This window comes from Rhodoferax sp. GW822-FHT04A08 (genome assembly GCF_058801025.1).
The window spans coordinates 156,239-169,377 of record NZ_JBXAMW010000001.1; the positions used below are offsets into that span (position 1 = coordinate 156,239).

13 protein-coding genes are annotated in these 13,139 nt (G+C 61.9%); 7 read left to right on the forward strand and 6 right to left on the reverse strand.

What is annotated here, in order from left to right; genetic code table 11:
* Window positions 1–8 precede the first annotated feature (8 nt).
* Window positions 9–566, reverse strand: a complete 558-nt coding sequence (locus AC1RMF_RS00770) for an isochorismatase family protein (protein WP_493138780.1) — start codon at window positions 564–566, stop codon at window positions 9–11.
* Between the two features lie 93 nt (window positions 567–659).
* Window positions 660–1,571, reverse strand: a complete 912-nt coding sequence (locus tag AC1RMF_RS00775; RefSeq protein ID WP_493138782.1) for a LysR family transcriptional regulator — start codon at window positions 1,569–1,571, stop codon at window positions 660–662.
* Between the two features lie 138 nt (window positions 1,572–1,709).
* On the opposite strand from AC1RMF_RS00775, the gene AC1RMF_RS00780 reads away from it, so the two are divergent.
* Window positions 1,710–3,155 carry an MFS transporter gene (locus AC1RMF_RS00780; protein ID WP_493138784.1) on the forward strand — a complete coding sequence of 482 codons (1,446 nt, stop codon included), beginning with the start codon at window positions 1,710–1,712 and terminating at the stop codon, window positions 3,153–3,155.
* A 16-nt stretch (window positions 3,156–3,171) separates the two neighbouring features.
* On the opposite strand, the gene purM is transcribed toward AC1RMF_RS00780, so the two are convergent.
* Window positions 3,172–4,215, reverse strand: a complete 1,044-nt coding sequence (gene purM, locus AC1RMF_RS00785; RefSeq protein WP_493138786.1) for a phosphoribosylformylglycinamidine cyclo-ligase — start codon at window positions 4,213–4,215, stop codon at window positions 3,172–3,174.
* An 81-nt stretch (window positions 4,216–4,296) separates the two neighbouring features.
* On the opposite strand from purM, the gene AC1RMF_RS00790 reads away from it, so the two are divergent.
* From AC1RMF_RS00790 to AC1RMF_RS00815, 6 genes are read left to right on the forward strand one after another with little or no spacing between them, the layout of a single operon-like run.
* Entirely contained in the window at window positions 4,297–5,379 is a 1,083-nt protein-coding gene (locus AC1RMF_RS00790) for an AI-2E family transporter (protein WP_493138788.1), read from the forward strand.
* Between the two features lie 12 nt (window positions 5,380–5,391).
* Window positions 5,392–6,078: a DnaA regulatory inactivator Hda gene (gene hda, locus AC1RMF_RS00795; protein ID WP_342618052.1), complete on the forward strand. Its 687-nt coding sequence runs from the start codon at window positions 5,392–5,394 to the stop codon at window positions 6,076–6,078.
* Window positions 6,075–6,752 (forward strand): histidinol-phosphatase, encoded by a 678-nt coding sequence (locus AC1RMF_RS00800; RefSeq protein WP_493138790.1) that lies wholly within the window; start codon window positions 6,075–6,077, stop codon window positions 6,750–6,752. Before hda ends, AC1RMF_RS00800 begins: the two co-directional genes overlap by 4 nt.
* 32 nt (window positions 6,753–6,784) lie before the next feature.
* Window positions 6,785–8,383: a polynucleotide adenylyltransferase PcnB gene (gene pcnB / locus AC1RMF_RS00805; RefSeq protein WP_493138792.1), complete on the forward strand. Its 1,599-nt coding sequence runs from the start codon at window positions 6,785–6,787 to the stop codon at window positions 8,381–8,383.
* A gap of 8 nt (window positions 8,384–8,391) precedes the next feature.
* Complete coding sequence (folK, locus tag AC1RMF_RS00810) at window positions 8,392–8,856, forward strand: 2-amino-4-hydroxy-6-hydroxymethyldihydropteridine diphosphokinase (RefSeq protein WP_493139911.1); 465 nt, start codon at window positions 8,392–8,394, stop codon at window positions 8,854–8,856.
* Window positions 8,853–9,740, forward strand: a complete 888-nt coding sequence (locus AC1RMF_RS00815) for a LysR substrate-binding domain-containing protein (RefSeq protein ID WP_493138794.1) — start codon at window positions 8,853–8,855, stop codon at window positions 9,738–9,740. Before folK ends, AC1RMF_RS00815 begins: the two co-directional genes overlap by 4 nt.
* On the opposite strand, the gene AC1RMF_RS00820 is transcribed toward AC1RMF_RS00815, so the two are convergent.
* The 3 genes from AC1RMF_RS00820 to AC1RMF_RS00830 are packed head-to-tail and all read right to left on the reverse strand — an operon-like array spanning window position 9,703 to window position 13,135.
* Window positions 9,703–10,608 carry a DMT family transporter gene (locus AC1RMF_RS00820; RefSeq protein ID WP_493138796.1) on the reverse strand — a complete coding sequence of 302 codons (906 nt, stop codon included), beginning with the start codon at window positions 10,606–10,608 and terminating at the stop codon, window positions 9,703–9,705. The two genes, AC1RMF_RS00815 and AC1RMF_RS00820, sit on opposite strands and share 38 nt — an antisense overlap.
* A gap of 60 nt (window positions 10,609–10,668) precedes the next feature.
* Entirely contained in the window at window positions 10,669–12,288 is a 1,620-nt protein-coding gene (locus AC1RMF_RS00825; protein WP_493138798.1) for an ABC transporter ATP-binding protein, read from the reverse strand.
* 13 nt (window positions 12,289–12,301) lie between these two features.
* The gene (locus AC1RMF_RS00830; protein ID WP_342618045.1) at window positions 12,302–13,135 is read right to left on the reverse strand and encodes an ABC transporter permease; all 834 of its coding nucleotides are present in this window, start codon (window positions 13,133–13,135) and stop codon (window positions 12,302–12,304) included.
* Window positions 13,136–13,139 lie beyond the last annotated feature (4 nt).

A 13,139-nucleotide genomic window follows, 5' to 3' on the forward strand; every position in this document is an offset into this window, starting at 1 on the left:
CGCAGCGATCAGGCCGAAGCTTCCAGCGCCTGCGCCACCGAGCACACGCGGGCGAAGCGGCCATCCAGAACGGTGGCGGTGCGAGCCTTGATGTCAGCGGCGCTCAGGGGTTGGCCATTGGGTTGGGTCATGTCAAAGGTCAGGGTGGCATCAAGCACGTAGTCGATCTCCCAACCCAGGTCGGAGGCATGGCGCGCCGTGGTTTCGCAGCACTGCTCGGTGCGGATTCCGCTGACGATGATTTTGCGGATATGGTTTTCGGTCAACCACACCTGCAGTCCGGTGCCCACCAGTGCGCTATGGCGACCCTTGGTAAATGTGGCGGCGGCAGAAAAGTCGGCCAGCCCCTGCACAGGACGGACAAAACCCGAGACCAGGGAAAACGGGTTGCCTGCCTCTTCAGGTGGATCGCTGTGGAAGATGCGGATGACGGGAATGCCCTTTGCCACAGCACCGCTGATCAGCGCATTCTGTTCAGCAAGATAGGCGGCCGCCAGGGCTTCATTCCAGGACGGGCGCTGGCGAAAGGACTCTTGCGCATCGATCACTAAGAGACATGTATTCATGGTGTATTCCTTGGGGGTTAAGGTAGATAAGCCCTAATTCTCCTAGGAGACATCAGGTGGCGCCACGCGCAGACCGACACGTATCGTACATTTTCAGACATCCGGTTGGAGAGAGTCCCCGGCGCATACTTCACGCACGCAAGCGCGCAGCCACTGATGCGCGGGGTCGGCGTGCATGCGGGGATGCCAGAGCAGGGACACCGTTATTTCCGGAGTGGAAACCGGCAGCGCGAAACTGTGCATGCCGTCACGCAGATTGCCGGTATGCCGTTCGGGTACGCTGGCAATCAGGTCCGATGCGCGCGCCAGCGCCAGGGCGGTTGCAAAGCCGCCCACCACCGTGACGATATCTCTCTTCACCCCTTGGGCGTTCAAGGCTTCGTCCAGTGCACCCTTGTCCAACCCCAGGCGCGACACCAGTACATGCTTGCCGGATGCATAGCGTTGGGGAGTCATCTCGCCTTCCCCCAAGGGATGACCACTGCGCACCACACCGACGAAGCGGTCGCGAAACAGTGCCTGGGTACGCAGCTCCGGGCTTGCAGCCTGGCCGACCACACCAGTCTCCAGGTCCACGCTGCCATCGCGCAACAAATGGCTTTCCTTGTTGAACTTGGGCAGAAAGTGCAGCCGCACCTGGGGTGCGTCAGCCGCCACGCGCTCGATGAGGGCGGGACCGAAGTTCTCCACAAAGCCTTCGCTGGTTCGGATGGTGAAGGTTCTGGCCAGCTGCCGGAGTTTGGGTTTCTGAGCCGGGCGCAATGCCGCTTGGGCCTGCTGTACCAGGGGACCGATGCTGTCGCGCAGCTCCAATGCCCGGGGTGTGGGTACCAGCCCGCGCCCGGCACGGACCAGTAGGGGGTCGCCGGTGGACTCGCGCAGTCTGGCCAAAGCCCGACTCATGGCGGACGGGCTCAAATGCAGGCGCTTGGCTGCCTGGGCCACATTGCACTCGGACAGCAAGACGTCCAGGGTCAGGAGTTGGTTGAGATCGGGGCGGACCATGGCCAGACCATAGCATGTTTGCGTACGAGGTGGCGTTTGATGCAGGTATACATTGCAAATGCTGCGTCTTCCGCCATGTCACTCAAAAACATAAGCTTCCTTCAACGCCTCTTCCCGGGGCAAACAAAGGAATCCATCATGTTGAAAATCGACCCGTTGAAGCAAGCCACGCCGTTGCGCGAAACGGCTGCGCTACAGACTTCACCTTGGGGCTGGGCAATCGGCAGCCTGTCACTTTCCATCCTGTTGTCGTCCATGGGGACCAGCATTGCCAATGTGGGGCTGCCGGCACTCGCGCAAGCCTTTGGCGCCCCGTTTCAGGCGGTTCAATGGGTGGTGATCGCCTATTTGCTGGCCATCACCACGTTGATTGTCAGTGTGGGCCGTCTGGGGGACCTTGTGGGTCGCAAGCGTCTGCTGCTGGCAGGCATCGCACTGTTCACGCTGGCGTCGGTGGTGTGCGGTATATCTCCCTGGCTCTGGTTGCTGATAGCCGCCAGGGCGGTGCAGGGTCTGGGTGCGGCGGTCATGATGGCGCTGACCATGGCCTTTGTGGGGCAGACGGTGCCCAAGGCCAAGACCGGCAGCGCCATGGGCTTGCTGGCCACCATGTCCGCCATCGGTACGGCGTTGGGTCCGTCGCTGGGTGGCGCATTGGTGTCCGAATTCGGTTGGCCAGCGCTGTTTCTGGTCAATGTTCCAATGGGCATCCTGACCTTTGTATTGGCCTGGCGCCATCTGCCCATGGACCGGCGCGCATTGGCCCATTTGCCACCGGGATTCGACCACCTGGGTGCGTTTCTACTGGCCCTGACCCTGGCCGCCTATGCGCTGGCCATGACGACCGGGCGCAGCCATTGGGAGGCGCTCAACTATGCCCTGCTGGGAGCCGCTACCCTGGGAGTCGGTGCGTTTGTGTGGGTACAGGCGACGGCCGGATCTCCTCTGATCCATTTGGCCTTGTTTCGCAACAGGGCGTTGTGCGCCAGCCTGGCCATGAATGCGCTGGTGTCCACGGTGATGATGGCAACGCTGGTTGTCGGGCCGTTCTATCTGGCGCGCGGTCTGGGTCTGGCCACTTCGATGGTGGGTGCCGTCATGTCGGTGGGACCGCTGATTTCCGTATTTGGTGGAGTCGTGTCCGGGCGCATGGTGGACCGCTGGGGCACTTCGCGCATCACCCTGGCCGGTCTGGTGGCAATGACGCTAGGTGCCTTGGCGCTGTGCAACATCCCGGCCGCTCTGGGCATTGCGGGTTACGTCACGGGTATTGCCATCCTGACGCCCGGTTACCAGCTCTTCCAGTCGGCCAACAATACGGCGGTCATGGTGGATGTGCAGGCGGATCAGCGCGGGCTGATTTCGGGCTTGCTGACCCTGTCACGCAATCTGGGTTTGGTTACCGGCGCATCCGTCATGGGGGCGGTGTTTGCGTTTGCGGCACAGACCGCAGATATCTCCACAGCAGCTCCGCAATCCATTGCGCGCGGCATGCACTTCACGTTTGCCATGGCGGCGGTGTTGACAAGCATGGCCCTTGCACTGGCCATGGCGGCATACCGCACCGCCAGGATTGGCCGCTAACGAATCGGAATGTGCTTCAGGCAACCACGACGGCGGCGGTGTCACCGCGCGCAGCGATGCTTCCAATGGTGTAGACGGTCTCACCTGCGGCACGCAGAGTGGCAGCACAGGCCTCGGCCTGGGCGGCATCGATGACCACCACCATGCCGATACCGTTGTTGAAGGTGCGGTTCATCTCGATGTCGTCGATGCCGGCGGTCTTCTGCAGCCAGGCAAACAGCTCGGTCTGGGGCCAGCTGCCTTTTTTCAGATGGGCAGCGGTTCCTTCTGGCAGCACGCGGGGAATGTTTTCCAGCAGACCACCACCCGTGATATGGGCCAGGGCCTTGATCGGGTGGGCGGCCAACGCCGTGAGCACATTCTTCACATACAGGCGGGTAGGCTCCATCAGCGCTTGCTTGAAGGGTTTTCCATCCAGCGTGGCTGGGGCGTTGCTGCCGGCGCGCTCGATGCACTTGCGCACCAGGCTAAAGCCGTTGGAGTGCACGCCGCTGCTGGCCAGGCCCAACACCACGTCACCCGGCTTGACGTCGGCTCCGGTCAGGATCTTGGACTTTTCGACGGCGCCCACAGCAAAACCGGCCAGATCGTATTCACCGGCGGGGTACATGCCCGGCATTTCGGCCGTTTCACCACCAATCAGCGCGCAACCGGAGAGTTCGCAACCCTTGGCAATGCCGCCGACCACGGCAGCCGCCGTGTCCACGTCCAGCTTGCCGCAGGCAAAGTAATCCAGGAAAAACAGGGGCTCGGCACCTTGCACCAGCACGTCGTTCACGCTCATGGCCACCAGATCGATGCCCACGGTGTCGTGCATATTCCATTCAAACGCCAGCTTGAGCTTGGTGCCCACGCCGTCGGTGCCGCTCACCAGCACGGGTTCCTTGTAGCGCTTGGGCACTTCAAACAGGGCGCCAAAACCTCCAATACCAGCCAGCACGCCCTCGCGCATGGTTTTCTTGGCCAGGGGTTTGATACGCTCAACCAGGGCGTCACCTGCGTCAATGTCGACACCGGCGTCTTTATAGGAGAGGGGAGTGGGGGAGTTGGATTGGGTCATGAAAAGGTACTTGGGGCTTAGGCTTCATCAAGCCCGATAGAATTTGCCTTGATTTTAAGGGTTCCCACCTCCCCCTCCTGTATGCAATTCACCCCCACCCAAAAAAGTATCGCCGCATGGGGCGCAATTGCAGCCGTGTTTGTCCTCGCTTTGTGGCTGCTGGCGCCGGTGCTGGCGCCCTTTGTGGTGGCCGCTGTGCTGGCCTACGCCCTCACGCCTTTGGTGGATGGGTTGGATCGCCTGGGGCGCGGCCGCATTCCGCGTGCGCTGCTGGTCATGCTGGTGGAGTTGCTGTTTGTAGTGGCCTTGACCGCCATCGTCTTACTGATTGTTCCCATCCTGGCCAAGGAATTGCCGCAGATGCGGGACCAATTGCCCTTGCTGCTGCAGAAGGTCAGCGCGCTGCTGCAGCCGCTGCTCACCCAATGGGGCTTTCAGGTCGCCCTGGACATGGAAAGTGTCAAGAGCTTCGTCAAGACCTATCTGGATACCAATTTCCAGGACGCCATGGGCTCGGTGTTGTCTTCGCTGAAGATCGGCGGAAACGTGGCCTTTTCCCTGGTGGGCAACCTGGTGCTGATTCCGGTGGCCTTGTTTTACCTGTTGATGGAGTGGGAGAAGTTGGTCGGTCAGGTGCGCCAGCTCATTCCTCCCAAGTTGCGCCCGCCCACGGATGCATTTGTGCGGGATGCGGATGCGGTACTGGGCCAATACCTGCGTGGGCAGCTGCTGGTCATGCTGCTACTGGCGGTGTACTACAGCCTGGGACTCAAGCTCTTTGGACTGGATCTGGCGTTACCCATCGGCGTGTTTACCGGGCTGGCGGTATTTGTGCCCTATCTTGGGTTTGGCCTGGGCTTGCTGTTGGCCAGCTTTGCCGGGGTGTTGCAGTTTTCTGCGGATGCCGGGTTGTCCCATACCATCATCATGCTGATCACGGTGTTTGGCGCCGGGCAGGTGCTGGAGGGCTTTGTGCTGACCCCCCGGCTGGTGGGCAAACGCATTGGTTTGCACCCCCTGGCGGTGATTTTTTCCTTGTTGGCGTTTGGCCAGTTGTTCGGTTTTTTGGGGGTGCTGGTTGCCTTGCCGGTAAGCGCCGTGCTGCTGGTCGCCATCCGCCGCGTGCAAAGCGGCTATCTGGCCAGCCATTTGTATCGGGGCTAGTGCACAGCGTTCATGAAACAGATTGCTCTCGATATCGGCCTGTCCACCGGCCCCACGGTGGCCAATTTTTTCGCCGGCCCCAATGCCGCCGCGCTGCAGCACTTGACGCTGTGGCTGGGAGATAAGGCAAACGCCGCCACCCGCTCTCCTGTGCCAACCTACTTCTGGGGGCCCAGTGGCAGCGGCAAGAGCCATTTGCTCAAGGCCGCACGCGAAGGCTTGCGTGAGCAGGGCGCACGTGTGGGCTGGCTGGATGCCAGCGTTCACGAAGCGCCGGAATACTCCGAAGGCTGGGCAGCCATCCTGATGGATGATGTGCACCTGTACACCGCTGCACAGCAGCAGATGGCCTTCAACTGGTTTGTGCATGCGCAAACCCTGCAGCGCCCGGTCATGGCTGCCGGCGATACCGTGCCGGCGGAACTCCAATTGCGCGACGATTTGCGGACCCGGCTGGGTTGGGGTCACATATTTGGTCTGCAGCTGCTGACCGAACCGGAGCGCCGTGCCGTGCTGCGTCAGGCAGCGGACGCACGTGGCGTGTTTCTGGGCGACGAGGTGATGGATTTCATGCTCACCCGTTTTTCGCGCGACCTCGGCAGCCTGATGGAGTTGCTGGAGCTGCTGGACGGCTACAGCCTGCAGACCAAGCGTGCCATCACCATCCCCTTGATTAAATCCATGTTGGAGAACCAATGACCTTGAAGAAGCTGGCCCTGTTTGATCTGGACCACACCCTGATTCCCTTTGACTCGGACTACAGCTGGGGCGAATTCACCCTGGGCCTGGGCTGGAACGACGCGCAGGATTTCAAACGCATGAACGACGCCTTCTATGCACAGTACAAGGCGGGCACTTTGGATATCCATGCCTATTGCCGTTTTGCCACGGCCGCGGTGTGCCGCCAGGGGCCGGAAAGGTCCAAGGCAGCCCATGCCCAGTACATGGAGAAAGTGGTGCTGCCCGGCATCCGCCCCTGCGCGCGCGAACTGGTGCGCCAGCATCAGGACGCCGGTGACACGGTGGTCATCATCACGGCCACCAATGAGTTCGTGACCCGCCCCATCGCACAGGCGTTTGGCGTGAAAGACCTGCTGGCCATCGAACTGGAAGTGGACAGCGCCACTGGCTGGTATACCGGAGAAATCCGGGGCGTACCCTCCTTCCGTGAGGGCAAGGTGACCCGCACCGAAGCCTGGTTGAAGGAGCATGGACTGAGCTGGGACACGGTACACGTCACCTTTTACTCCGACTCCATCAACGACGTGCCCCTGCTGGAGAAGGCCAATGTGGCAATTGCCACCAACCCGGACGATCGCCTGCGGGTGCTGGCGGCAGAGCGGCAATGGCGCATACTCGACCTGTTTGCCTGAGAGTCGGCAAACTTTAGTTAGGAATAAACGACTTGATCAAGAAATTCATCGACAAACTGCTGGGAAAGGCTGGCGTCACCTCGCGTGCGACCGCCCCCAAGTTTGGCAAGCGGGTGGAAGTGCCGGCAGCGACCCATGGCATCGATCCCACACTGGTAGACGAACGTGCCATCAATGTGGTGCGTACGCTCAAGGGCGCCGGCTTTGAGGCCTATATTGTGGGCGGGGCCGTGCGCGACCTGCTGCTGGGCCTGCGTCCCAAGGATTTTGACGTGGCCACCAATGCCACGCCCGAACAGGTCAAGGGGCTGTTTCGCCGTGCCTTCATCATCGGGCGGCGCTTTCGCATCGTGCACGTGGTGTACGGTCGTGGCCGCGAGAATGAGGTGATTGAAGTCTCTACCTTCCGTGCCTACCTCGACAACGCCGCTGCCGAGCAGGTGGCAGGCAACGAGAAGACCAGCAAGAGCGAATTGGCCGGCATGAAGCATGCCGTGGACTCCAGCGGCCGGGTGTTGCGCGACAACGTCTGGGGTCCGCAGGAGGAAGACGCGGTGCGCCGTGACTTCACCATCAACGCCATGTACTACGACCCCGAGACGCAAATCGTGGTCGATTACCACCATGGCCTGAAGGACGCCAAGAACCGCACCCTGCGCATGATCGGTGACGCCACGGCCCGCTACCGCGAGGACCCGGTACGTATCATCCGCGCCGTTCGGTTTGCGGCCAAGCTCAATGGCCTGGGCTTCAAGCTGGAGCCCAAGACGGCCGCTCCGCTGATCAAGTCGCAAGCCTTGCTGGCCGACGTGCCGCAGAGCCGTCTGTTTGATGAAATGCTCAAGCTGCTCCAGACCGGCCACGCGCTGGCATCGGTCGAGCAGCTCAAGACACTGGGCATGGCCACGGGCATCTATCCGTTGCTGGACGTGGTGGTCGAGCGCTCGGCTCAACCCTTTGTCAATGCGGCCCTGAAAGATACTGACCGCCGCGTGGGTGAGGGCAAACCGGTGGCACCCAGCTTCTTGCTGGCCTGCGTGCTGTGGGCCGATGTGCGTGACGGCTGGGCCCGTCGTATCGCCGACAAGCAGCACAGCCACCCGGCATTGCAGGATGCCATTGAAGACGTGTTCAATGCCCGTATTGGTGACGTCTCCGGACGCGGCAAGCTGGCAGGTGACATGCGCGAGATCTGGCTGATGCAGCCGCGTTTTGACAAACGCGTGGGCAGTACCCCGTTTGGCATGGTGGAGCAGCCGCGCTTCCGTGCGGCATTTGACTTCATGCGGCTGCGTGCGGATGCGGGCGAGATTGATGAAGTGCTGGCCGACTGGTGGCAGGAGTTCAGCATGGCTGACGACAACCTGCGTCAGGACATGATTGACCAAGTACGGGCCGAGCAACAGCAACGCCCCAAGGCACCCCGTGTGCACCGTGCGCCCGCACAGGCGCGCGATAAGCCCAGGCAAGATGCCACGGGCCCGTCGGATGATCCTTCTGCAGAACATTCTGATGCGCTAGGTGATTCCGCTGAAGGCGGCAGTGCGCCACGCAAACGCCGCCGTCGCCGTCGCCCTGGCGGTGACCGCGGCGCAGGAGGCGCGCCACAGATGGGTGGAGCCGACGCTTGAGCGAGGAAATGGCTGAGCCGGTTGTTGCCTACATCGGATTGGGCGCCAATCTGGGTGACCCGCGCGGTGCCGTGCTGTCGGCCATGCAAGCCATTGCCGATCTGGATGGTCTGGTTGTCACGCGCAAGTCATCCTTGTACGGCAGCGCCCCGGTCGATGCCGGTGGTGGTGACTACGTAAACGCTGTGGTGGAAGTGCAGACCTGGCTTGCCCCCCATGACCTGCTGGCAAGGCTGCACGATATTGAACAGGCGGCCGGGCGCGCCAGGCCCTACCGCAACGCGCCGCGCACGCTGGATCTGGATATCTTGCTCTTTGGTGAACGAACCCTGGACGATGGGCAATTGACCATTCCCCACCCCCGCATGTGGCAACGTGCCTTTGTGTTGCGCCCGCTGGCAGAAATCGCTCCGGCGCTGGTGACCCAGGACCAACTGCAGGCCGTGGCGGATCAGCTGATCTGGGCTCTATGAAGCGTCTGCCACCGCTCAACGCGCTCAAGGCCTTTGCGGTGGCCGCCCGCGAGGGAAGCTTCACCCAGGCGGGCGAAGTGCTGCACGTGACCCAGGGAGCGATTAGCCGACAGGTCAAGCAGCTGGAAACGGCATTGGGTACGCCCTTGTTCGTACGTGTGCATCAGGCCGTGGAACTCACCCCGGCCGGCAAGGAGCTCGCCCATACCCTGCAACGGCTTTTCAGCGAGATGGAAGTGGCTGTGTACAAGGCCTCCGGCAAACACCGGCCACAAATGCTGTCTGTCAACGTGCCCCCCACGTTTGCCACGCGCTGGCTGGCGCCTCGGCTTTCCGATTTCCGGGCGCGTTACCCCCATATTGACCTGTCCATCAAGACCGACCCCATTGCCACGGTGCGTGAGGCACGCTCGCTGGACTGTCTGATCGTCTACGCAGAGCAGCCATGGCCCAGAGTCGTGTGTGAGCCGGTCATGAAAGAGCGGCACATCATGGTCAGCGCACCTTCGCTGTGGAACCAGGGGCGTCCCCCCGCGATTCCTGGCGCCACGATGTTGCATGTGCTCGATGGCGGTAGCCGTCTGCCTGTGTGGGAGCGCTGGATTGCCGAACACGGGCCACGTGCACTGGATGTGCGCCCTGGCCTGACTTTTAGTACCCTGGACCAGGCCATCAACGCCGCCATTGCCGGTGCCGGTGTGGTCATCGTGGACGAGGCCATGGTGGTGCGGGAGTTGCAGTCCGGTGAGCTGGTGCGTCACAACCCGCTGTACGTGGAAGGTCCGTTCGCCTACTGGTTTGTATTGCCGCAAAACCAGGCGCCAACGCCTGCGCGCGTGAGCGACTTCAGGGATTGGCTGATGGGTCGCGTGGCACAGGATTGACGGCGGCAGCTGTGGCACCGCGTCCACTGCTGAGCACGTTGACCAGCACGGCCAGCACGATTACTGCTCCACCGATCAGGCTTTGCTGCGCGACCTTTTCGCCAAAGAGGGCGTAGACCCAGAGCGGTGCCAGCGGGATTTCTATCATGCAGACCAGTGATGCCAACACGGCCTTGGTACGCCGCACACCCAGCAGGTACAGGCCAAAACCCACGCCCACATTCAGTACGCCGTAGAGCCAGAGCCAAGCCAGATCCTGCGTGCTGGTATTGGCAAAGGTGGAGAAGGGCGCCATGGCTAGCGCCGCCAGAAAAGTGCCCATGTAGGTGACCTTGATCATCTGCGCCTGCGGATGGCGCTTGATGCCCACGGTGATCAGCGCAAACAGCAAGGTTGCCAACAAACTCAGTGCCGATCCCAGCAGGCTGTGCATGGAAGACTGGCCCCACACGATCAATCCCATACCAGCCACCACGGTCAACGTGCACAGCAGGTCCACGGTGCGCACCCGGGTGCGCAGAACGAGGGCGGAAAGCAGCAGTGTGATGACGGGAAAAGCGCTGTAGATGAACACCACGTCGGCAACAGGCGCGAAGAAGAACGCAGCGATGAAACACACCATGGCACCTGAACTCAGCAGCGACATCCACAGCTCTGCCCGGGTCAGTCGCCAGAGGGCGGACAGGCCATCCCTTTTGCCCAACAGCATCTGGATGGCCAGCACCGAACTGCCACCGAGCAGGGAGCGCCAGAACAGGGTGGTGAACACGTCCGTGCTGACCATCCGCGGAAACAGCCCGGCGGTGCTCCACGACAGCGCCGCCAGCGCAATCAGTGCAACCCCCGCCCAACGGGTGAGGAATGTCATGGTTTGCGTATGCTGATGCTCCGCTGCTGCGGCGCCTACCGCAGCAGGGTGCGGCGCATATCAGGCTGCAGCCTGAGAGCGGTGGGCCAATACCTCGTCAAGCCAATCGACGCGCATTTCCGGAACGGCGGTGATGAGCTTCTGGGTATAGGGGTGCTCGGGGTTGTCGAAGATCTTGTCGGTGGCATCAAAGGCAACAAACTTGCCTTGCAGCATCACGGCCGTACGGTGGGCGATGCGGTGCACCACGTCCAGATCGTGGGTGATGAGGATGTAGGACAGTCCCAGTTCACGCTGCAGCTTGCGCAGCAAGGTGAGAATTTCTTCCGCCACCAGAGGGTCCAGTGCCGAGGTCGGCTCGTCCAGAATGATCATGTCGGGCCGCGCCGCCAAGGCACGTGCAATGCACACGCGCTGCTTCTGGCCACCGGAAAGCTGCCCCGGCCTGCGTGAGAGAAACTCCACCGGCAGCTCGACCAGGTTGATCAGTTCCTTGGCGCGCTGTTCCACTTCCTTGCGGCCGGAGCCGAAATAGAACTGCACCGGCCGTCCAATGATTTCCATCAGGCTCTGGCGCGGATTGATGGCCACGTCGGGAATCTGATAGACCAGCTGGATGCGTCGCTTGAGCTCCTTGCTGCGCTCTTTCAGGCTGCGGGGCAAAGCTTTGCCCTGGAAAATGATCTCGCCGCTCTTGGGCGGTAGCAGTCCGGTGACAACGCGGGCCAGCGTGGACTTGCCCGAGCCGGATTCGCCAACCACGGCCACCGTTTCACCGCGCTTCACGTCCAGCGTAACGCCTTTGACCACATGGAAGGCACCGTAGTAGGCGTGGCAATCGTTGATGGACAGAACGGTTTCCTCTGCCTTGACCGTGTCCGGGGCAGCGCGTTCGCTGGCCGCGGCACCGCGCACCTTCACCAGGCGTGCCGTGTAGTCCTGCTTGGCATCGTGCAGGATTTGTGCAGTCAGGCCTTCTTCGACTTCCTTGCCATGGCGCAGCACCTTGATGCGGTCCGCCACCTGGGCCACCACGGCCAGATCGTGGGTGATGTAGATCGCTGCCGTCTTGTACTGGTGAATCAGCGACTTGAGCAGAATCAGCACTTCGATCTGGGTGGTTACGTCCAGTGCAGTCGTGGGCTCGTCCAGGATCAGCACGTCGGGTCGGCAGGACATGGCCATTGCCGCCATGGCGCGCTGCAGTTGGCCGCCGGAAGCCTGGTGCGGATAGCGGGCACCGAAATTCTCGGGATCCGGCAGGTCCAGCGCCTTGAAGAGTTGGCGGGCCCAGGCTTCCGCTTCGCTGCGCGACATCAGCTTGTGGATGGTGGGCGCTTCACAGACCTGGTCCATCAGCGTGTGGGCCGGGTTGAAGGCGGCGGTAGCGCTCTGTGCGATGTAGGCAATGCGCTTGCCCCGCACACCACGCCGACCGTCGGCATTGAGCGCGCGGATATTGGTGCCGCCCAGAATGATTTCGCCGCCAGCAATATGCACACCGGCGCGGGCGTAGCACATGCTGGACAGACCAATGGTGGACTTGCCTGCGCCGCTCTCGCCAATCAAGCCCAGCACTTCACCCTTGTTGACCTTGACGTCCACGTTGTCCACGATGACGTTGCCGGCGATGCTTTCCAGTCGCAGGCCCTTGATTTCCAGAATCAGTTGATCGCTCATGTCCAGGTGTTCCTTAGAGTTCGGCTTGCGCGCCGGAGGGGCGTGCATCGATGGACAGCATCCAGTCCACCACCAGGTTCACCGACACGGTGAGCAGGGCAATGGCCGTGGCGGGGTAGATGGGGGCCATCATTCCGAAGTTGATGGCCGCGGCGTTCTCGCGCACCATGCCGCCCAGGTCGGCGTAGGGCGGCTGAATGCCAAGGCCCAGAAAGGACAGGCCGGCAATGAACAGGAAGTTGAAGCAGAAGCGCAGGCCGAATTCGGAGATCAGCGGCGCCCAGGCGTTGGGCAGGATCTCGCGGCGGATGATCCACCACAGGCCTTCACCACGTAGGCGCGCAGCCTCCACGTACTCCATCACGGTCAGGTTCATGCCCAGCGCACGCGCCAGCCGGAACACCCGGGTGGAGTCCAGCACCGCGATGGTCATGATCAGCACCGGGATGCTGGAGCCGAACACGCCCAGAATGATCAGCGCAAAGATCAGGCCGGGAATGGACAACATCACATCGACCAGACGGCTGAAGAAGATGTCGACCCAGCCGCCCATGACGGCGCTGACAAAGCCCAGCACGATGCCGATCAGGAAGGACAGCAAGGTGATGGCCAGCGCCACACCAATGGTCATGCGGGCGCCGTACATGATGCGGGTGAGCATGTCGCGGCCGATCTGGTCTGCACCCAGCAGCATGGCGCGCGAGGGTTCATCCCAGGTACCGCCGACATTGGCGGACTGACCGTAGGGGGCCAGCCAGGGTGTGAAGATGGATACGAAAATGAAGATGGCCACCACGGTCAAGCCGAACCAGGCGGACAGGGTGGGTTTGTGTCCAAAGACTTTCATGTGT